This is a genomic window from uncultured Fibrobacter sp., from assembly GCF_937877005.1.
Taxonomy (GTDB): domain Bacteria; phylum Fibrobacterota; class Fibrobacteria; order Fibrobacterales; family Fibrobacteraceae; genus Fibrobacter.
The window spans coordinates 1-21,119 of record NZ_CALEFV010000039.1 but is presented as its reverse complement, the minus strand read 5'-3'; the positions used below and the strand labels follow the sequence as shown (position 1 = coordinate 21,119).

The 21,119-nt window shown below is 52.6% G+C and carries 12 protein-coding genes; 3 read left to right on the top strand and 9 right to left on the bottom strand.

Going from position 1 to position 21,119, the window contains the following annotated elements:
- Positions 1–197 precede the first annotated feature (197 nt).
- Positions 198–1,733, top strand: coding sequence for an Rne/Rng family ribonuclease (locus Q0628_RS02075; RefSeq protein ID WP_298767917.1), 1,536 nt, complete (start codon positions 198–200; stop codon positions 1,731–1,733).
- Positions 1,734–1,809: 76 nt separating this feature from the next.
- On the opposite strand, the gene Q0628_RS02070 is transcribed toward Q0628_RS02075, so the two are convergent.
- Entirely contained in the window at positions 1,810–5,526 is a 3,717-nt protein-coding gene (locus Q0628_RS02070) for a fibro-slime domain-containing protein (RefSeq protein ID WP_298767916.1), read from the bottom strand.
- A gap of 226 nt (positions 5,527–5,752) precedes the next feature.
- Positions 5,753–9,541 carry a fibro-slime domain-containing protein gene (locus tag Q0628_RS02065; RefSeq protein WP_298767915.1) on the bottom strand — a complete coding sequence of 1,263 codons (3,789 nt, stop codon included), beginning with the start codon at positions 9,539–9,541 and terminating at the stop codon, positions 5,753–5,755.
- Between the two features lie 239 nt (positions 9,542–9,780).
- Here Q0628_RS02065 and pta point away from each other — a divergent pair, with 239 nt between their 5' ends.
- On the top strand, positions 9,781–11,169 hold the full coding sequence (gene pta, locus Q0628_RS02060; RefSeq protein ID WP_298767914.1) for a phosphate acetyltransferase: 1,389 nt from the start codon (positions 9,781–9,783) through the stop codon (positions 11,167–11,169).
- Between the two features lie 58 nt (positions 11,170–11,227).
- Here pta and Q0628_RS02055 read toward each other — a convergent pair whose 3' ends face one another.
- The 7 genes from Q0628_RS02055 to Q0628_RS02025 all read right to left on the bottom strand — a co-directional run bounded on the left by Q0628_RS02055 (position 11,228) and on the right by Q0628_RS02025 (position 19,207).
- Complete coding sequence (locus tag Q0628_RS02055; protein ID WP_298767912.1) at positions 11,228–11,986, bottom strand: hypothetical protein; 759 nt, start codon at positions 11,984–11,986, stop codon at positions 11,228–11,230.
- Between the two features lie 253 nt (positions 11,987–12,239).
- A complete protein-coding gene (locus tag Q0628_RS02050) occupies positions 12,240–13,574 on the bottom strand; it encodes an ATP-dependent 6-phosphofructokinase (protein WP_298767911.1) in 1,335 nt (444 codons plus the stop codon).
- Between the two features lie 94 nt (positions 13,575–13,668).
- The gene (locus Q0628_RS02045; RefSeq protein WP_298767910.1) at positions 13,669–15,468 is read right to left on the bottom strand and encodes a HAMP domain-containing sensor histidine kinase; all 1,800 of its coding nucleotides are present in this window, start codon (positions 15,466–15,468) and stop codon (positions 13,669–13,671) included.
- A gap of 59 nt (positions 15,469–15,527) precedes the next feature.
- Positions 15,528–16,250, bottom strand: coding sequence for a response regulator transcription factor (locus tag Q0628_RS02040; protein ID WP_298767909.1), 723 nt, complete (start codon positions 16,248–16,250; stop codon positions 15,528–15,530).
- A 24-nt stretch (positions 16,251–16,274) separates the two neighbouring features.
- Positions 16,275–17,099, bottom strand: a complete 825-nt coding sequence (locus Q0628_RS02035; RefSeq protein WP_298767908.1) for a hypothetical protein — start codon at positions 17,097–17,099, stop codon at positions 16,275–16,277.
- Between the two features lie 84 nt (positions 17,100–17,183).
- Positions 17,184–18,581, bottom strand: coding sequence for a hypothetical protein (locus tag Q0628_RS02030; RefSeq protein ID WP_298767907.1), 1,398 nt, complete (start codon positions 18,579–18,581; stop codon positions 17,184–17,186).
- Positions 18,582–18,670: 89 nt separating this feature from the next.
- Positions 18,671–19,207, bottom strand: a complete 537-nt coding sequence (locus Q0628_RS02025; protein WP_298767906.1) for a PEGA domain-containing protein — start codon at positions 19,205–19,207, stop codon at positions 18,671–18,673.
- A gap of 130 nt (positions 19,208–19,337) precedes the next feature.
- Here Q0628_RS02025 and Q0628_RS02020 point away from each other — a divergent pair, with 130 nt between their 5' ends.
- Positions 19,338–21,026 carry an ABC-ATPase domain-containing protein gene (locus tag Q0628_RS02020; protein WP_298767905.1) on the top strand — a complete coding sequence of 563 codons (1,689 nt, stop codon included), beginning with the start codon at positions 19,338–19,340 and terminating at the stop codon, positions 21,024–21,026.
- Positions 21,027–21,119 lie beyond the last annotated feature (93 nt).

Sequence of the window (21,119 nt, the reverse complement as noted above, 5' to 3'; positions counted from 1 at the left end):
TTGAAATTCCGCCTTATTTCATTTTTTGGAATCCGAAATGGGGTTACGGACTTATTATATTTATGTTCCCTAGACTTTACGCTGTGGAAATGCGGTACTTTCCGTAAGAGAAGCACGTGGGTTCGGAAGCGTTCCATACTTTTGGGATGCCTCTTAGGGATGAATCCAACAAGTTTTGCTTACTTTTAGGAGCTTTAATGGCAAATAAGTGCAAGCGCGGAATTTTGATTAGTAAGACCCCTTACGAGAAACGTATCGCCATCATGGAAGACGGCGAACTCGTTGAGCTCGTCGTCGAGGGTGTCTCCTCTAATCGAGTTCTGGGCAATATTTATAAGGGCGTAGTCCAGAAGGTGCTTCCGGCACTCAAGGCTGCGTTCATTGATATTGGCCTTGAAAAGGCAGGCTTTTTGCATCAAGAAGACGCCATGGACAGAAACGAACTCCTCCGCCGCGAATATGGCGACGATGACGACGAGGACGGTTCTTCCAAGGAAGTCTCCATTGACGAAATCCTGCAGGAAGGCCAGGAAATCATGGTTCAGGTGGTCAAGGAACCGATTAGCACCAAGGGTGCCCGTCTGACCACTCACCTGAGCTTTGCAGGTCGTTTCCTCGTGTGCATGCCGGGCACCAACTTCATTGGGGTGTCCAAGCGTGAACGCGACCCGGCCAAGCGCCGCGAATTCAAGAAGGTGGTCCGCCGCCTCAAGGGTCGCGACGTGGGCTACATCGTTCGTACCAACGGTCTGAACGAATCCGAATTCGAGATCAACAAGCAGATGCGCGAACTCGAAAGCAAGTGGGAACAGACGAAGTACAACTTCGAGAACCAGCCTGCCGAAACCTGCATCTACGAAGAATCCGATTCCATCGAACAGACCGTCCGCGAATACTTCAGCGACAACACCGACTACGTGTACATCGACAACCGCGACGAATACTTCGCCCTGCGAGAATACCTCAAGGTACTCTCGCCGGACAAGCTCGACAAGGTGAAGCTCTGGAGCAGTAACGAGAGCCTGTTCGAATACTTCAAGATCGAAAACGACTACGCACGTTCCCTGCAGCGTCAGGTACCGCTCCCGCGTGGTGGTAACCTCGTAATCGAACAGACCGAAGCTTTGGTGTCTATCGACGTGAACACCGGACCGAAGGTGCACGGCAAGGACCAGGGCAAGATCATCCTCGAAACCAACATCGATGCCTGCTACGAAATTGCAAAGCAGCTTAGGCTCCGCGACGTGGGTGGCCTGATCATTATCGACTTCATCGATATGGAAACGGAAGAAGACAACGAAAAGGTCTACCAGGAATTCCGCAAGGCGATCCGCCGCGACAAGGCGCCGATCAGCCCCGCCCCCATCAGCCAGTTCGGCCTCATGGAAGTCACCCGTAAGCGCGTCCGCGTGAACCTGATGACCGAAAAGACCGAACGCTGCCCGGTGTGCGACGGCGGTGGCCGCATTGCGACCTTGGAATCCACGCTCGGCATGATCGACCGCTGGATGGCCCGCGCGAAAGCGAAGGGCAAGCTCCGCGAAGTGACTCTCGTGGTAAGCCCGCAGGTGATCGACGTGCTCTGCAAGGACCACAACCGCATGTTCAACTACTTGGAATACAAGCACAGCATGAACATCAGCCTGGTCGAAGACGAACACGCCCACATCAACCAGTTCTGGTTCTACGACAAGAATAACGAGGACATTACCGACCTTTACAAGTTCGTGTAATCCGGACATCCCGGTTTATATACAAAAGAAGACCGCCTTCAAGGGCGGCCTTCTTTTTCATATGTCCAATCGCAAGCTAGATGCCGAGATCCTGCGCGTTCGCCTTGCCGCGACGGAATCCCCACAGGAAATCCTGACCGCGGTCCACGATAGTCTTCGAGCCGACCCTGATACGATATTCCAGACGAGCAATGTACACTCCCGTCGAAACAAGGCGTCCATTCTTCGCACGCATGTTCCAGGCAAGAAAGAGCCTTCCAGCATTGTCGAGGCAGGTTCCCTGGCCATTGCTCTTGAAAATTTCGCTATTGCAGGTAATTGTTTCGGAATTGCTGTTCACGAATTCTCCGAGGCTGGAGTAGTAAGTCGTCTTGTAGTACAATTCCGTATTTTCCGCAACGGCTTCGACTATTTCCTGGATATCTTCCTGGCTGCCACGGGCAAACTTGTAGACATTTTCTCCCGTAAGCATTCCGTTCTTGTAGGCATCTACGATGACAGGATCCAGATCGAAACGGTCTTCGGCTTCACCGATACTCATAGCGCCTGCATCTACGGCGCGGATGATTTCGTCAATCGTGTAGGTACGTCCCGATTCGTCTTCGCTATCGGTATAACTGGAAGTCGACTGAACCGCCTTCACGATATCGGCAATTTCATTCTGCACAAGTTCGGCCATATCAAGATCGCCCAGATAATGTCCCTGCGTTCCGTAAATGGCTGCCACCTGGTTTGCCGAGAGCACCTGGTCGCTCTGCACAAGCTTGGGAACGGTAGCATCGCTGCTCCGGATAATCACCTTTGCGCTATCGTAGGAGGGAGAACCCGGATCGAGCGTCACGACGCCCGGACTTGTAATCTGTACCTTCTGTTCTCCCGTAATACGGACCCATGCATTATTCTCGTGCGGACGCACGCCTACAAAGTCGAACACAGTCTCGCCCTGAGAAGGCGGAATGAATCGGATGGAATCCCCAACGGCCGGCACGACATCGTTATCGCCTCCCTTCGGGAATATCATAATCCACCGGGTATTCTCGGTACTGATCTCATTCGTATTCTTCACGAGGGAATCCTGTACGCCGTCCTTCCAGCAGTGGAAACGGAATAGCGAGGAGTTCGCATCTTCGTCCTTCAGGCGTTCGCTGAACGACACGATTAGTTCTGCGTTGCCGTCACTCATGTAGGAAATTTCCGCAGCGGTAATCACGGGACCGATGCTATCCCTGAGCCAGCCTTCACCCGGGAATACAGACGACTCGCCATTTTCCGTATAGGTGAACCACAGCTTGAGAATACCGGTATAGACGCTATCCTCGCCACCCGTGAAGATTGCGGTGCCGAAGCCATCGCCTTCGGCGGTAATCGTCGCAAAGTCATCGCCCCTGGCATACTGAGGCTTGAATGTCGTTTCAAAAGCCTTCCCGAACGTGAATCTTGCCGAGTCAAGCGAGTTCTTGCCGCCCAGCAAATCATCGAACTTGACCCAGATACTGTCGCCGCGACCATCACCATTACGGTCAAAGATGTAGGCAGTCTCGATCTGCGGAACCGGTGGTACCTCAATGAAGATTCTGTCCCACACGGCAGTATTGGCTGCGGCACGGCCCTTGACCCAGATGGAACCGTTTTCCACCTTGCCCATCGCCTTTACGTAAAAGACCGCCTTGCCCGAATCCAGGGTGAGTTCCGTAATCGGCTTACCATCGGCATCGCAGGGAACCAGGGCAGAATCGTTGCTGAACAGATAGACGACATCATTGGTCGTAGCCCAGGTCGCATCGTACTGGATATGGACCTGATAAGTCTGTCCGGCCCACATGGTAGAAGTCGGGTCTAGATTCAGCGGCAAGGTATCGCTCACCACGTCTGTTCCCAAGATGTTTCCCTTGCCATCGGTATAGACAATAGAGGGCAACTCATACGGGTCTACGACAAAGTAGACATCCTTGTGCTTGGAATTGTCAGAAACCAGGGTGACCTGAACATGATAGACGCCCGGAGTAAGCGCGCGATCATTCTTGATGGCTTCCTTGTCGATTTTAAATTCATCAAAGCCGCTGCCAATGGTGATGCCACCAAACCACGTGCCTGCGGTATCCAGCTCGACACCGTTCGAAGGCAAGTTTCCGCCCATGAGCACGAACGTAGACCTACCGCGTTCGAGAGCCACTTCCGTTCCTGCGGACGAGAAGTCGCAGGCGAGCTTGTTCTTACGAACCCTCTGCCAGACTTCCTTGGTTATCACATCCGTCGATTCGGAAGCCCCGTTCCTCAGGACAATGGATGCATCCGTCTTCAGGTCAATCGATGTACGCATACGGAAGTTGGAGGAACTCTGGTGACGTTCGGCATAGAAAATATGGAAGTTGTAAGTGCTATCCGGAATAAGGCCGAGCGTATCGAGATCAACGGCGCCGCGCACCTGGGCATGCTGACCACCGATATCCACCACAAGCTTGTTATTGATGAACACCCACACATCGTCATCGCCCAGGAAGTCAAAGTATTGCCCCGGAACATACTCGAATGTCGCCTGAATCTTCATGGTAAAGCCGAAGTTGTGCCTGCCATTGTCACTGCCGCCAGACAGATTGTCGTAGTAGGGATTCGGGATTGTCCGAGCAGTATCCAGGTACTGGAAATCGTCGAGAAGGAACATGCCGCCCTTGTTGACCTCGTTACCTTCGGAAATTCGGTCCTTCGAAATTTCCGCAAGCCAGAATCCTTCGTCATCCATCGAGATATAAAGGTCGCGGCAAGTCATGTTGGTATATTCGTTACCCGCATCATCCTTTGCGAGAACTTCCGGCAGGAACCAGGAATCAAGATGTTCAGTAATCTTGCAGTTGGTCGGGAACGGATCCGCACTAACCGGAACTCCGTTAGAACCGAGTTGAGTGGCGACCATGCCCTTCATTGGGCTCGCGCTACAGCCACCCGAACCGAAGTCCGCGCTGACACCATTTTCAGGATTTCCGTTACCCCTCGTGCCGTCACCCTTGTCGCCATGCAACCAGTCGAACATCATCACGGGAAGCTTCTTGAGGGGACAATCGCCCAAAACGCCGGCAGGATGCTCCGAATAAACTTCAGGAGCACCTTCCTGATTGCCCTTGACCCAGATGGTATCCGACAGGGCCGCCACGGAATCGAGAGAAATTTCGGTAGCCATGGTAGGTTCCGTCTTGGTCAATCCCTCGGCGCCAACAAAATAGGGACCAATCGTCTGCTTGAAGTATACATTGAAGCCTTCGGAAGGAGCCCTAGCGGCAGCGACATACCAGCCGCAATACTTATTGACAGAAGACATCGTGCTCACGCTGTCACCGTTCACGAACAGCACCGCATTCGTGTTAGTCCAGGGAGTCAGGAAACTCACGTACTTGACGCTATTCCTGGCCGGCTGCTGGGGATTGTCCCTTGGATCTTCCTGCGGATCATCCTTAGGTTCTTCAGGATTTTCTCCCGGACCCTGAGGACCCGCCGGTGCTGCAGAAAACGCCCAGTCGCCATTCTCGGAAAGCGTAATGCTTACGGAATTTCCTTCCTTGAAAAGATCCTCGGTGGCAATGGTCGCGACAAGAGTTTTGCATCTCTTGTCGGAATAAAAGTAAACGGAACGTCTGTCCAGGGATGTCGCACTAAAGGAAACCTTCTCGTTAACAGCCTTGCAGGACTGGTTCTGGGTCATCCCAGTACGAATCACGGAATAAAGCTGATCACCTTCGTAAGATACATTTACGGAATAATCCGCGGCCATCGCCGCAGAAAAAGCTAAACAGAGCAACATTGTTGCCCGTTTTCCAATTCCACACCGCATCCAATCTCTCCCAATGGGGTCATTCCCCATCTGTTGCTTTTATAACCTATTTATATAAATAAGTTTTTTTGCGCAAAAAATCAACATGATGAGAACCGAATTGCGTTAATTTAACTTAACAAACGTGTAAAAGGCGTGTTTTGCGTCAAAACACCCCGAAATTTTATGCGATTTTTTTTGAGAACATCTAGCTACGTCAGATTCCCAAATCCATTGCATTGACCTTTCCCCTGCGGACACCCCACAGGAAGTCCTGGGTTCGATCGGTAATGGTCTTGGTATTTACCCTGACGCGAACCATCAGTCGAGCAATATAGACTCCCGTCGCAGCGAGGCGGCCACTCTTGGAACGCATATTCCAGGCAAGGAACAGGCGTCCATCGCTGCCGAGGCAGTTGGAGGCGCCATCCGCCTTGAAAATATCGTCGTTACAGGTGATAGTTCCCTCGTCGCGATTCACGAAATGGCCGAGGCTAGAATAGTAGGTCGCCTCGTAACGCAATTCCGTATGGTCGGCCACGGCACTCACAATCTGCTTGATGTCCTCATCGGTGCCGCGGGCATAGTTGTCGATATTGCTGCTGGAAAGCAGGCCATTCTCGTACGCATCCACGATAACGGGGTCGAGATCGAAGCGGTCTTCCGCCTCGCCGATACTCATCTGACCTGCATCAACCGCGCGAATGATTTCCTCGATAGTCCAAGTCCTTGCAGGGGTTCCGTCCTCGTTTTCTTCTGCATCTCCATCGACATAGCTCGGCGTTGACTGCACGGCCTTTACAATTTCGGCAATTTCATTCTCGACAAGTTCAGCCATGTCCAGGTCGCCGAGGAAGTGCCCCTGCGTACCATAGACGGCGGCCACCTGGTCGGCGGAAAGCCCGTTCTTGTTGGGGACAAGTTTCGGAACGGTCGCATTCTTGCTCCGGATAATCACCTTGGCACTATCGAACGCCTCGGATTCCGGAGATAGGGTCACGACCTTCGGACTGGTCACAGTCACCTTCTGCTCACCCGTGATGCGAACCCAGGGATTGTCCTCGTGAGCATAGACGCCCTGCAGGTCGTGAGCCATGCCCATCTGTGACGGAGGCACGAAGCGGATGGAATCTCCCACTGCCGGGACAATTTCAGATTCGTTACCCTTCGGGAAGATAAGCTTCCATTGATTGGCTGGGACCGTGCCAACATCGTTTGCCTTCTTGACGACGGAATCCTGCCTTTCGTTCTTCCAGCAATGGAAGCGGAACATGTCGGAACTTGCGTCAGTATCATCGAGGCCCTCGCTGAAATCGACAGTCAGCTGGGTATTGCCGTCCTTGAGGTACTTGACCTCGGCCGCAAGAATGACAGGGCCAACCTTGTCGGTGAGAACGCCCTCAACCGGGAAGATGGAAACCTTGCCGTTTTCCGGATCAGTATAAGTGTACCAGATGTTCAGCCGACCTGAATAGGAATCCGTAGCTCCGCCGGTAAAGATGCCCGAGCCGAAGCCGTCACCCGCAGCAACGAGTGTCGCAACCTTCTCGCCATCCGTGTACTTCGGGCGGTAGAATCCGTCGAAATTCGTACCGAATATGAACTTCATCGAATCCAGGACGCTCTGGCCTCCGAGAGGCTTGTTGAACTGGATCCAGATACTGTCGGCACGACCGTCGCCGTTACGGTCATAGATGTAGGCCAGTTCCACCTGCGGTACAGGCGGCACGGCAATATTGATGTTCGTCCATTCGATAGCCTTGTTCTTTGCGCTAGCCGTGCTCGCAATAAGCTTTCCGTTGATCACTTCGTCGTTCGCCTTCACGAAGAATTCGGCACGACCATTATAGAGCTTCACCTCGTCGATGGGATTTCCCATAGAGTCGCAAGGAACGAGCGCGGGAGTCGAAGTCGAGAGCTTGACCGCGATGCCGTTATAGATGCTAGCCCATTCTTCGGCAAACATGATGTATACCGGATAAGATCTGCCCGCCCACATTTTTTCGTTCCGATCGAGGTTGATCGGAAGCGTATCACTCGAAATGTTGCGGTTCAGGGAATCTCCGTAAGCCGCCCAGAATTCCGTAAAGGTCAGAGTATCCTGGGTGTCAAAATCCACGACGGTGTAGGAAGAATCCTTGACATTTGCAAAGGCAAGATTCGGCAGTTCATAGGGATCGATAGTAAAGGGAATATCCTTGTACTCGTCGGGATTACTCTTGAGACGGACGCGGATGTAGTAGTTGCCCGGCGGAAGCGCCTGAGCCTTGCCAATCGCCTTCGTATCTATAGTCACCTTCGTAAAGTCGTCGGTAACGGTAATGCCTGCATAGTAGAGTGAATCGAGCGTCTTGAGTGCGACGCCGCTCTTGCCCATGCTCTTTCCGAACAGGACAAAGTTCGACGGGCCACGTTCGGTCTTCTGCGTTTCGGGACTCGATGAGAAGTCGCAGGCAAGTTTCCTTTCGCGTACAATCTGCCAGACTTCCTTGACAATCTTTTTCGGGCTTTCCGAAAGATCCTTCAGGAACATGCTCGCTTCGGCCTGCAGGTCGATGGAAGTGCGCATCTTGAAGTTCGATTCCACCTTGTGGCGTTCCGCATAGAAAATATGGAACGGATAAGTTTCGCCTTCAACGAGATCGAGCTTGTCGAGATTGATGTGACCATTGGATGCATGGTGCTGACCGCCGATATCCACGACCAGCTTGTTGTTAATGAACACCCAGACGTCATCGTCGCCCATGAACTCAAAGTACTGTCCCTTGACATATTCGAACTGCGCCTGAATCTTCATGGTGAATCCATAGTTATGCGTACCGAATTCGGATTCGATCTGATCGTACATGGGATTGGGAATCGAGTTTCCTTCGTCGAGATACTTGAAGTCGTCCAGGAAGAATAGACCCTTCTCGGGGCTTTCCGTATTCTTCTGGCCAAGCCAGAATCCTTCGTCGTCAAGCGTAAGTTCCAGGGTGCGACAAGTCACGTTCGTGTATTCGTTACCGGCAGCATCCGTCGCCACGACCTCGGGCAGGAACCAGCTGCCCAGATGATCGGTATACTTACAGTTGGAGGGGAAATTGGCTGCACGCACCGGAACTCCGGCCGGTCCGAGTTCCTCTTCGACCATACCCTTCGTCAGCTGGGCACAGCCGCCCGTACCGAAATCCTGGCTAGTCGTACCGGCCTGGCTTTCCCTGTTCTCGGTATCGGAACCGTCGCCATGCAACCAGTCGAACATCATGACCGGAAGTTTTTTCACGGGGCAGTCACCCAGTTCATCGGGAAATTCCGAATAAAGTTCCGGTTCGCTATAGGATGTCGCCAGGACCCAGACCGTATCGGAAATCGCGAGAACGGAGTCGAGCAGGATTTCCTGTTCCACGGGAATTTCTTCCTTGGAAATACCGTCCTTGCCAACATAGTGTCCTCCGATCGTCTGCTTGAAATAGACGTAGACATCCTTCGGTTCAATAATGACGCTCTTCTCGAACCAGCCACAATACGGGCTGCCGACGGGAATCATGTAGTTCTCGTTGCCGTTCAGGTACAAGAGCGCGCTCGTATTGCTCCAAGGCGCAAGGAAACGGATTACCTTCTTGCCGGGAACGACTATCTGGATATCGGGCTTCGTAAAGTGAATCGAGTTGGTTCCGTCACCGTTAAGGACAATCCACACCTCCTGAAGGGGCTGATTTTCGGCTCCTTCTACGTAGCTCGGGAAAAGTTCACTGAGGTAGGGCTCATTGCCTTCGTTCAAGTTCTGACGGCAGGTGCCGTCATTGCAGCCAAGCCCAAGTCGAAGCTGACGCTTGTCGATCGCGGAGGACTTTAGGCGTTCTTCGGTGAAGTAAATGGTGAACATGCCGTCTTCTCCCTTCGTGACGGCCTTGTACTTCAAATTGGATTCGTTGTCGGCGTAATAAATGTTGTTCCCTTCATAGACAACATGAGCTACCGCAACGGTATCCTGGGCATAAGTAGTAACTGCAATGAGGGCCAAACACAGAAAAAGGCCCCGGATAATACAACTGTACTGCATCCGTTCTCTCCATTAACATCCCAATACACTCAACCTAACTAAAATAGATTATTCTTACATATATATATGAAAATATTGATTTACAATGTTGATAAACTGTTGATATCTTTAGGGTAGGTAAAAAAAGGTTGCAGCAGGTCGTTTCCCCTACGGAAATTCCTAATTTTTAAATCGGAAACAAAAACAAACAGGAGTTTTCTATGAATCGAGTTTACCTGGTCGCCTCCGCCAATATGGAAGCAAAAGTCAAGGAAGTCATGGACGCAGTTGCCGGTGCCGGCCTGATCGCTACCGCCTACAAGCCCTGCGTGAACGGGGCAGACGCCGTCAAGGAACTCAAGGCCCACAATTCCGCCGTGCTCATGGAAAAAATCGCAGCCGACTTCCTCAAGCAGGACTTTGATTCCGTGGATGCCGTGGTGGTCGAAGGCGCCCAGGGCATGAGCGACGTGATGGCCCAGAAGTATAACGATACGCTCGCAACCGCCCTCGACGCAAAGATTTATTCTGACAACGACGACGCCGACCTGTTCTGCCCGAATCGCATTCTCTTCTGCCCCAAGTGCCTCGCCAAGGACCTGGCCGCAGAACCCGCCGAACGCAAGACCAGCCAGGCCATGTTCCGCGCAGGACTGCTCCTGAAGGCATCCAAGGCCAAGAAGCGCATCGTACTCCCCGAAGGTTCCGAACCGCGCACCGTGCAGGCCGCCAAGCTCGTGATCGACCGCGGCATCGCAGTACCCGTGCTCATCGGCAAGAAGGACGAAATCCTTGCCGTTGCCAAGGAACAGGGTGTAACCCTCCCTGCTAACATCGAAATTATCGAACCGTCTGCAGAACTTGCCGAAAAGTACGTGCCGACTCTCGTGGAACTCCGCAAGTCGAAGGGCATGACCGAAGACCAGGCCCGCGCAGCACTCGCCGACAACGTGATGCTCGGCACCATGATGCTCAAGATGGGCGAAGTGGACGGCCTTGTTTCTGGCGCTATCCACTCCACCGCCGACACCTTGCGCCCGGCCTTGCAGGTAATCAAGTGCGCTCCGGGCGTGAAGTCCGTGAGCTCTGTGTTCTTTATGTGCATGCCGGACAAGACCTACATCTACGGCGACTGCGCCATCAACCTGAACCCGACCGCCGAAGAACTCGCCGGCATTGCCCAGCAGTGCGACGACACCGCGAAGGCCTTTGGCCTCCCGAGCCGTGTCGCCCTCCTCAGCTACAGCACCATGAACAGCGGCAAGGGCCCGGATGCAGACCTCGTGCGCGAAGCGACCAAGATTGTGAAGGAAGCCCGCCCCGAGATGCTGGTGGATGGTCCGCTGCAGTACGACGCCGCGACCGTGCCGAGCGTCGGTTCCCTGAAGGCCCCGGGCAGCACCGTCGCCGGCAAGGCAACAGTGTTCGTGTTCCCGAGCCTCTCTGCCGGTAACATCGGCTACAAGGCTGTGCAGCGCAGTGCCCATGGCACGATTGCCATCGGCCCGATGTTGCAGGGCCTCGCGAAGCCGGTGAACGACCTCAGCCGCGGCGCCCTCGTTGAAGACATCGTCTACACGATTGCGCTTACCGCCGTTCAAGCTGGATAAGACCGAACTGGCTAATTGGAAAAAATTGAAGGCGTCGCAGTGCGGCGCCTTTTATCGTTTATTTTTTGTCAAGCTTTGCGTTGATTTTCTTTTGGAGTTCCTTGAGATGCCAGCGACCGCGCTTGTCTTCGAGGAAGAAGCTCGTGCGAATGCCGCGCGAAAGGCCGCGGTCGATTAGGGAAAGCGCATCGGCATAGCGCTTCTGGTCAAAGCGCAGTTCTGCCAGGAAGAAATAATTATACAGGTCCTTCGGGTCCTTCTGAAGCGCAAGGGTCAAGTACTTGTCAGCAAGCTTCTTGTCGGGCCACGAAAGAATGAGAGGAATATAGGGCAAAAGGTAATGCGCACGGCCAAGCACCTGATAATCCTCGACAGATGTCGACACATCACGTACGATCGAGGCAACACCTTCCTTGACCGAAGTCAGTGCACCGCGTTCATTGCCCCACATCGATATGGCGCTCGCATACACATGCGCGATTTCCTTGTTCGCAGGAAACTTCTTGTAGGCGGCCTCACTGATGTTCTTGAGGCTATCCAGTTTCGCCTGGCGATACTTCTTTTCGAAATGGACAAAGCGGAAAGAAAAGAACAGACTCTTCACGTAACCTTCGGTCGCCTTTTCCAGCACGGAGGTATCGGTCATCGCCTTGCGGTAGCTCTCGATCATTAGCTTCGCATTCTTCGCGTCAGCCTTGTCACCCTTGGCCCTTTCTGCCCTCGCGGCATAGCAGGAATCCGCCATGCGAAGATCCTCGTTGGCGAAACTCGTACACCATGCCAAGACGAGTAGCAGTACGACCAAAAGTTTTTTCATCAAGTCCCCTCTCGAAAAGTCCTACACTTTCCAATTTTGCAGTATCTTGTTGACCCGCGAGATCCTAGACTTCTCGTCTTCAGTTCCATGATAGGTCTTAAACAAAAGATAACGATATTCCATAAGTGCAGTTCTAATCAGAACCTTTTCTTCCTGTTTTAACATTGTTTTTATCTCCTAAACACTCTCTACACCCCCAGCGGTCGCAAATCGACTGCAAGGAGCGCATCAATTATAAGAAGGGAATTGTCCCTTACTTACCCTTACCCTTACCCGAGAAATAATCCTGCTGTCGCGTAATACCGAGAACGGCATGCCACAGGGTTCCGTTAGGGTTGATTTTCTTGCGTTCGCTGACGGCGTATTCTATAGGCACGTGGGAGAAGGCATTGTTCATGCTGCCTACGACCATATCGGTCTTGCCCGCCATGCCCGCATGCACTGCAGCTTCGGCGAGCTGGAAACAGAAAATCGCATCCGTTCCCTTGGCGGGAATGCTACGAACCATGTAGCTCGGATCGAAATACTTGATATTGATTTCCTTGCCGACCTTGTCGAAGTGCTCCTTGATCTTCCTTGTCAGGAATTCGCCAATGTCGTTCTTCAGAATGTTGCCGCTCGCATCCCTGCGTTCGGGCTGGTCCTTGAAGAGTTCCTGTCCGGCGCCTTCGGCAACTGCAATTACGGCATGGGTCTTGCCGCTCGCATAGCGACTTTCGAGAGCCCTGAAAAGACCATCGAGAGTAAAGGGGACTTCGGGAACCAGGCAGATGTTCACGACCGTCGTCGCAAGGGCTGCGTAAGCCGCAATAAAGCCCGAATCGCGACCCATGAGCTTCACGAGGCCGAGACCGTTGAAAGCTCCGTTCGCTTCGTTGTGTGCACTGGTAATGACATCGGTTGCACTCAGCACGGCCGTTTCGAAACCGAACGTGCGATCAATCAAGTTCAAGTCGTTATCGATCGTCTTCGGAATGCCAATCACCGAAATTGGCTGCTTACGTTTCTGGACTTCGATTGCAATATCGTGTGCCCCACGCAGGGTGCCGTCACCGCCTATGCAGAAAAGCACATTGATATTGAGACGCATGAGCGTATCGACCATGACCTTCACGTCCTGATTGCCGCGGGAACTGCCAAGAATCGTGCCTCCGTCTTCCTGGATAGCGTCAACCACGTCCGGGTCGAGCACTATAGGAGAATAGCCGTAAGCGGGATTCAGGCCACGGTAGCCATACGGGATACCAAAGATATTCCTGACACCGTAGTCAAACCACAGCACCTGAACAAGACCCTTGATCACGTTATTGAGACCCGGGCAAAGACCGCCACAAGTCACAATGCCTGCACGGGTCCAGGCCGGGTCATGGAAAATGGTTTCACGAGGACCAGCCACTTCGAGCGACGGAACGGGAGTGTTCGATTCGTAAAAGCTACGAAGCCGCTTGACATCAGTGGTAAGGCTCACTCTTTCATTATCGGAAACGAACTGCACTCCTTTCATCGGAGATTGCAGCGTTCCCCTGCCAACAGTTTCGATCGAAAGATCATAAAGAGACGGATTCTGTAGAATGTCTTCCTGGGTCATGATGTCTAAAAAATACTAAAAATTCTAGAAACAGAATAATACTTTTTTATTTAGATATTCATTACCGAAATCTACATTTAGAACGTTGCGGACATCAAATGTCAATCGACTGGAAATGGATCTTGGTTCGTAGCCCCGGATTCGCGTTCTCGATCTCGATTTTCATGTTGGTCAACGAGCAAAGCTTTTTCACCATCGAAAGACCGATACCCGTACCATTCGTCTGACGGGTCATCTCATTCTCGACTCGGTAGAACTCCTGAAACACCTTCTTCATCTCGGCAGAAGGAATGCCAGGACCATAATCGCGCACGGCAAGGTACATGTCGGTACCATGAATTCGCAGTTCGATATTGATCATCTTGTATGCGGAGTTCTTCGAGAACTTCAGCGAGTTGTCCACCAGGTTCATGAGAATCTGCATAATCGCGTCACGGTCAATCAGCAAAGCGATGTTGTCTGCATCCGTATCCGTCGAAACGGTGAGTTCGAAGCCCTGCTTCTCGATGTTCTTGCTGTAGGTTGCGATAAAATCGTCAAGCACCGCCTTGGGACGTTCCTTGCGCAGCTGGACATTCCAGCGGTTTCCATCGAGCTTGGACAGGTTCAGCACATTCTGGATCAGTCTTGAAAGGCGGTCGGCCTCGCTTGCAATCTGGCTGTAGTAGCGTTGCTTCTTTTCTTCGTTAGCCACCCAGGAATTCTGCAGAAGCTCTGCGTACATCTTGATGGCGGTCAGCGGCGTCTTGAGTTCGTGCGTAATGGCTGACACAAAGTCCTGACGCTTTGTAGCGAGAGCGACCTTGCTTTGCGTAAAGCGGTAAATGGTGATAAGGCAGATCGCAATGACAATCAGCAAGATGAAACCGGTAAACAATATGGTAAGTCCCGCCGTATTTGCCGAACTGCTAGAATACATGACGAAAGAAATCTTCTCGTAAGGCGGCGGCAGCGGGCGCTTCGTTCTGAGCCTGTACTGGCTATTCTTCGTGCCGATAGTCAATAGCGGATGATTGTCCATGACAAGCTCAATCGCATAGGGAAGTTCGGTATAGGCTAGCCGATCTTCGTGCGTCATGTAGTTCAGGTACAGGACGCGGTCCACGACAAAGCCCTGCACAATGGGCAACTTGCCGATATAGATCGTGCGGAAGAAAACGAAATATTCATCGGTCATGCCCAGCTTCAGGTCGGAAATATTCACGTTCGTGTTGCTTCCGTTGAATATGGGCATGGACGGCTGTATCGTCGTGTCATTCTTAGCCGTTTCCGCCATGTAGGTGAGAGCTTCCTCTTCGGAAGTCATTTCGACGCGCGTCGGAATCGGGAAATTAGGAATCTCGTCGTACAGCTGGTCAATCGCTTCCGTCGAATCCATGGTAAGTACCGTGTTCTTGGGAAGGCTATTCTTGATTTCTAGTTTATCCAAAAGACGCCGAATCAGGTCCCTTGTTTCCTTTCGCTGCTTCTGATCGTCGAAAGAGAAGTTGTCCCACATGGACTTGCCGATGCCAGTACTCGTGTCTGGATAGAACGGCGTGAGCAGCTCGCCGTTATGCGAAATCTGGAAATGGCCCACCAGGCCCTTGCGGCACTGCTGGTACAGGGAGTCGAAGTCGCAATAAGGGCCGCTTGAATCGGGGAACGAGAAGAATTCAGAGAAAAGACGGCTGTTGCCGCCAATCACGGTGATGGAGTTGAGAATGCCATAGTCCTTGTAGGAACGGCTGTTCTCCAAGTTGAAGTCCGAGGACAAGCGAAGCTTCAGACTCTCGTAGGCGGCATCGACGCGTTCCTCGACTTTCTTTTCTTCAAGGGCGGTAGACTGCTCGTAGGTCTTGACGAACAGGATCGTCAGCGGAACGGCGATGACGAGGAAAATGGAAATAAACACCAGACGCTCTTTTATAACCGCCTGGTGTTTTTTTAAGAATTCTCGAAAGTTCCTAGATTCTACTTGTCGCATTCTGGAGAAGATCGCATCTGGTATCCTTCGCCACGGAACGTCACCAGGAGCTTCGGATGCGAGGGATCATCTTCAATTTTCTTGCGGAGCTTCGTGATGTGGATGTCGACCGTACGGGTATCCACGGAGTCGGCGTTTTCGTAACCCCAGACCTTGCGGAGGAGCTCGGAGCGCGGCACGGCGTGATCGCGGTTGTTCCACAGGTATTCGAGGATCTCGATTTCCTTGCGGGTGAACGCAAGTTCTTCCGATCCACGGGTACCGGTATATTCGCGGAAATTCACCTTAAGGCTGCCAGCGACCAGCTTGCCCTCGTTTTCCATGGACTGGGTGCTGCGGCGCAGCACGGCCTCGATACGGGCGAGGAGCATAGGTACGGAGAACGGCTTCGGGATGTAGTCATCTGCACCGTACTTGAGTCCGTTGATGATGTCGTCGTCGGCGTTCTTGGCAGAAAGGATAATAATCGGAAGGCTGCGGTCCTGTTCGCGAATTTTGTCGCAAACGGTAAAGCCATCCATGCCAGGAAGCATCAGGTCCAGGAGGACGAGATTGTACTGACCGGTAAGAGCTTCGGCCAGGCCGCTTTCGCCGTCGGCGCAATGCTTGACCACGTAGCCGTTCAGCTTGCAGAGATCGACAAGACCTTCGGCAATAGCGATTTCATCTTCAATAATAAGGATCTTGGTGCTACTTGTATTTTCAGTCATCTATTTACCTAGAGAGTTTATGAATTAAATGGCGAGGCCAACACCCACTTCAAGAGTCATGTTACCAGAATCCACTTCGCTCGGATAGTCGCCGCCGATGTAGTACTTGAAGTTCGTGTAGGCTGCAATCGGAATAATGGGAAGCTTTGCACGCAGACCCACCAGGATATGTCCGCCGATGCTGGTGTTGAGCCCTTCGTCAAGGGCAGCATCCTGAACCTTCTGCTTCATGCTTTCGCCGAGCTGGTCAGCCTTTTCCTTCGCCTGGGCAACCATTTCCGGATCGACGCTACTCGGATCGATCGAAGCGAGGTCCTGAATCATGGCAAGTGTAGCATCATCTACCAGGGAAGAAACGAACTTCTGATTCAGGACGAAGCTATTCATGAAGTAAGTGAGACCACCGCCTATGTAGGGGCGAATGATGGGCAGGAAAGTAATGGGATACGTGATGGAGAGGTCACCGTTCATGGCGACGAACTTCGGGTTCGCCTTGCCGAACGGAGTTCCGCCGAGCTCAATTTCAAGAGGAATCTCGGTGACGGAAGCATCGACCGGATTTGTCACGAAAAGGCTCGCATCGTAGGAACCGAACTGGAAGTTCACGGTCGCTTCGATATCGATGATAGGAAGAATGTCGACCCACAGCTTAAAACCGAAGCCCTGCATGGTCCCGCTGAAGTCCTGATGCTGCAAAAGGACATCACCGCTTTCCGTTACGGGAGCGGGAGCATCCATTCCCTTGAGTTTGGTTCCGAATCCGGGGGCGTAATGGCCGCCGATGCCTATAATGGCGAAAGACTGCGTAGCGAGCAGTGCGCCTGCAGCGATAAGGGCTTTGAAATTCATGGAGTACTCCTATTAAACGTTTGCCATTGAAACTAATTAAAAATTTGCAAAAGCGGACACATTATTTTTCAAACATGACCAAAATCATTCGATTGCAGGCACTACAATGAGCTTTTTCTGCCCCTTGCCGACCTTAACCTTGTCCAACCTGTAATCACCCACGATCTGACCGTGCGCACCTAGCGACGAAATGTTCAGCTGGTGCACGCCCGCATCCACAGGAATGCGGCTCACGTAAATTGCATCCGGCATAAAAAGGCCTATACGCAGGTCAGCCTGTTCCAGTTGACTCTGAGCCACGTCGACACCGATATTCTTGATGAGGTCAAACACACCGTTACCCGTATTGGAGGCGGATTTCGCCTTCTGGGCCGCTATGGTACGGATTACGACACGGGTCGCGGTACGGACCATCGTCGTCGCGTTCTCGTCCTTCATGTTGCGTTCGAGTTCCGCATCGACATTCATCACCTTTTCGGGAGACACGCGCATTTTACCGTCCAGGTTCACGCTGAAAAGTCTCGTACGCTGCGGAAGCTCGCGCTTTTCGGGAAGGGCAAAGCCCACATGGAAAGTATTTCCGCTAGCACCCGCGACAGGAGGAGCGATCAAGGTAAAGGACTCTATCTTTCCGGTTTTGCCATCCTTGTGCGTCAGGTTAATGGCACCGGCACTCACAAAAGTACCCGAAAGATACATCTCGCCGAGGATGGGGCTGTGGCCGGCATAACCGATTACAATGATTTCCTGACCCTTTTCTCGGGCCTCGGTCGCCTTCGGTGTCTGCGCAGGAATTTCGAGATTGAGGCTTTTCAGGTCATCGGCACGATCCATCTTGGTAAGGCTCTCGGTAATGAACTCAAGAACTTCCTTCGGCATCTTCACGTTGCCTTCCTGGAAAGCCTTCGCCGCCTTGATGTAGGCGATGGCAGCATCGTCCTCTTCGCCGGCAAGTTCATAAACGATAGCGCTCAGGTAACGCAGCCAGCCGTTATCGTTGACCTTGTCCTTGTCCTTCTGGTAAAGAGCTTCGGCAGCAATCTGTGCACGGCGTACTTCGACCAGGGCTCCGTCCAGGTCGCCCAGGGCCAGATAGTTCAGAATCTGGTACTGGTACATCAGAAGCACTTCGAAAGGACGCGCCCGGTAGGGACGGATATTGTCGTTCGTCACGATAGCTGCGGCCTCGTTCGTTACAGACTTGGTATACAGGTCCTCGTAAATCTGTTCGGCCTTCTCAAAATGCTCGATACTTTTCTTGTTGTCACCATTGTAGTGGTAAAGGGTTCCCTGGTCGAAATGATAAAGGAAGGCGCTCTTTTCGCCGTAGATTTCATCCTTTTCCTTTTCAATCTTGTCGATGGTCGCCTCGAACCCTTCCTTTTTCAAAACGGGAGCGAGCGTTTCGTAACGAGTCATGGCCTTGTTCGCACAAGAACACAGCAGCATTGCGGATGCAAGCAACAACAGTAAACGTTTCATACGACTCCTAGCTAGTACTGCCAAAATATAAATAAAAAAGCCTCCGACGAATGTCGGAGGCCTCTCGGTATAAACCACAGAGAGAGAAATTATTTTTTCTTTTTCTTGCCGGAAGCGTCGAGCGTGATTTCGACAGTTTCTTCGCCCTTCACGGTCACGAGAGTTTCGGCGGACTTGCGGTTAGAGCATTCGGCGCGAACCACATGGTCACCTGCATCGAGATTGTGAATGGTGAGCGGAGCGCCATCGGTCTTGTCGGAGTTGTCACCGTCAACATAGATGAGGCACTTGCCCGGAATCGTCGTAACCTTGATGTTGCCCTTCGGAATCTTGGTGCCGAAATCGAATACATTGCGCTTGTCGTTACCCGGCCAAATGTTCACGCGCTGGTTCACCAGTTCGTAACCCTGGTCGATCACCACGAGAGTCTGGCGGCCAGACTTGACGGTAACGTTTTCGATCGGGCTCTTGCCGAGAGGTTCTCCACCGAGGAACACATCGCTGTTAGGCGGATTGGTAATGATGGTGATGGTGGCAGCCTTACCACGCGGAGGTGGATCTTCGTCAGCAATGGCTGACGTCATGAGAAATGCGACCATCAAGGCGAAAATGTACAGCTTCTTCATGGATTACTCCTGTTGTTTGTTCATAAAATATAAAGTTTTAAGGGAATTTAAATTTTTTTTGTGCAAAAGTTTAGAAACGGAAAGAAAAAAGGGGGAAAAGAAGGCGCTTGTAATTTCTATTTTCTACGGCATGAAAGCGCTTTACCAAAAAATCCGCATTTTGAACGGAAAAAACTACGGACTCTACAAGACTTTGTCCGAGAAGCCCTGGGATTTCGGCGACTTTTCGCTGGAATTCCTGCATGTACAGGGAGACCCCTATGCCCCCGCATCGCGCATACTCATACGGGCCAAGCTTTCGACGCTCGGATATGGTAGCGAATGGGGCTCGGAATTCGAACGCAGACTCGCGCTAAGCGACTTCCTATATCGTCGTCTGGGGCGGCTGGTGCAGGAGAAATATCCCGGCAAGGACGCTTCCATCATTTTCGACAATGCCGGCCCAGAAATGCTGGTCCGCAACAGTCTCTGGATCGACAACGGCGAACTCAGGGCTTGCCTGCAGGTGAAACTGCCAGGCGAAGGCCGTAAGATTCAGGGAGAAGTCGCCGCTGAAATACTGACGATGGTGCTCCCTGATCTTGTTTCGGCGGGCCTCTATTACAGCAAGTCCGACGAGCCGGCCATGCAGGAACATTACCGCATACTGGCCGAGCGAAAGGAAATACTCGCTCAACTCGAAAAACGCGGACTTGTCGCTTTTGTCCCTGACGGAGCCGTTTTGCCACGAGCCTCGGGGCTGAGCGAAATGCCGCTCGAAAATGCAGTGTCGTTTGTCGCACCGCCGGAAATGGCAGTGACGCTGAGCGTTTGCGGCCGCGAGATTCGCGGCATGGGAATCCCGAAAGGGATTACCGTGATTACCGGCGGGGCGTTCCACGGAAAGTCGACACTGCTACAGGCACTGACAAAGGCTGTCCATCCGCATATTCCCGGTGACGGTCGCGAAGGAATCGTGATAGACGAGTCCGCACTCCGTGTCGGAGTCGAAGACGGACGCAGTGTGCGCCATACGGACCTATCCCTCTTCGTGCGCGACCTGCCCGGCGGAGTCAGCACCAAGGACTTCACTACGCTTTCCGCCTCGGGGTCCACGAGCGAGGCCGCGAACCTCCTAGAGGCGATCGAAGCGGGTTCAAAGGCATTCCTGATCGACGAGGACTCCTCGGCAGTAAACTTCCTGATTAGAGACATCCGTGTACGCAAGTTACTGGGCGATGCCCGCGAACCACTAATCCCGCTGACGGACCGCATCCGCGAAATCGCGGCGCAGGGATACAGTTTTGTACTGGTGGCAGGGGCCTGCGGCGATTACCTCGATATTGCAGACAACATAATTATCATGGCAAACTACAGCGCCGAATGCGCCAAAAACGATTCCGAAGCATCGAAGGAATACGCCTCCGCGAACATGGATACCTTCGAAGTGCCGGCGAAGCGCCGCTTTACGGAATACATGCAGCCGCTGCAGAAGGCAGTACGCCCCACCTCGGCCGTGGAACGACAGGTGAAGGTGAAACTTTCGGGCGAAACCCTGTTGCAAATTGGGTTTCTGGTCGCCGATACATCGCGCCTAAACACGCTTGTAGACAGACAGCAGCGTCTGGGTGCAGGATTCATGCTGCTGAACCTGCTGCAAAATGCGGCAAGTAATCCGGAAAATACAACGGAGTCCGTCGCAGGCACCGTGCAGGCGCTCTGCGACAGCATCCGTAACGTGGGCTTCCGCAACCTGCCGCAAGGCCTGAGCCGCGAGATGTCGCTCCCGCGAGCCGTGGATATAGCCTGCGTAGCATTCAGGCTCGCGGACAAGAAATAGAATGTAAAAGCCCGGTTTTCAGAACCGGGCTTTCTTGTAAAACGGTATATAAAAAAGGAGCCCCTCGCCTTTAAGGCAAGGGGCTCCGCGAAT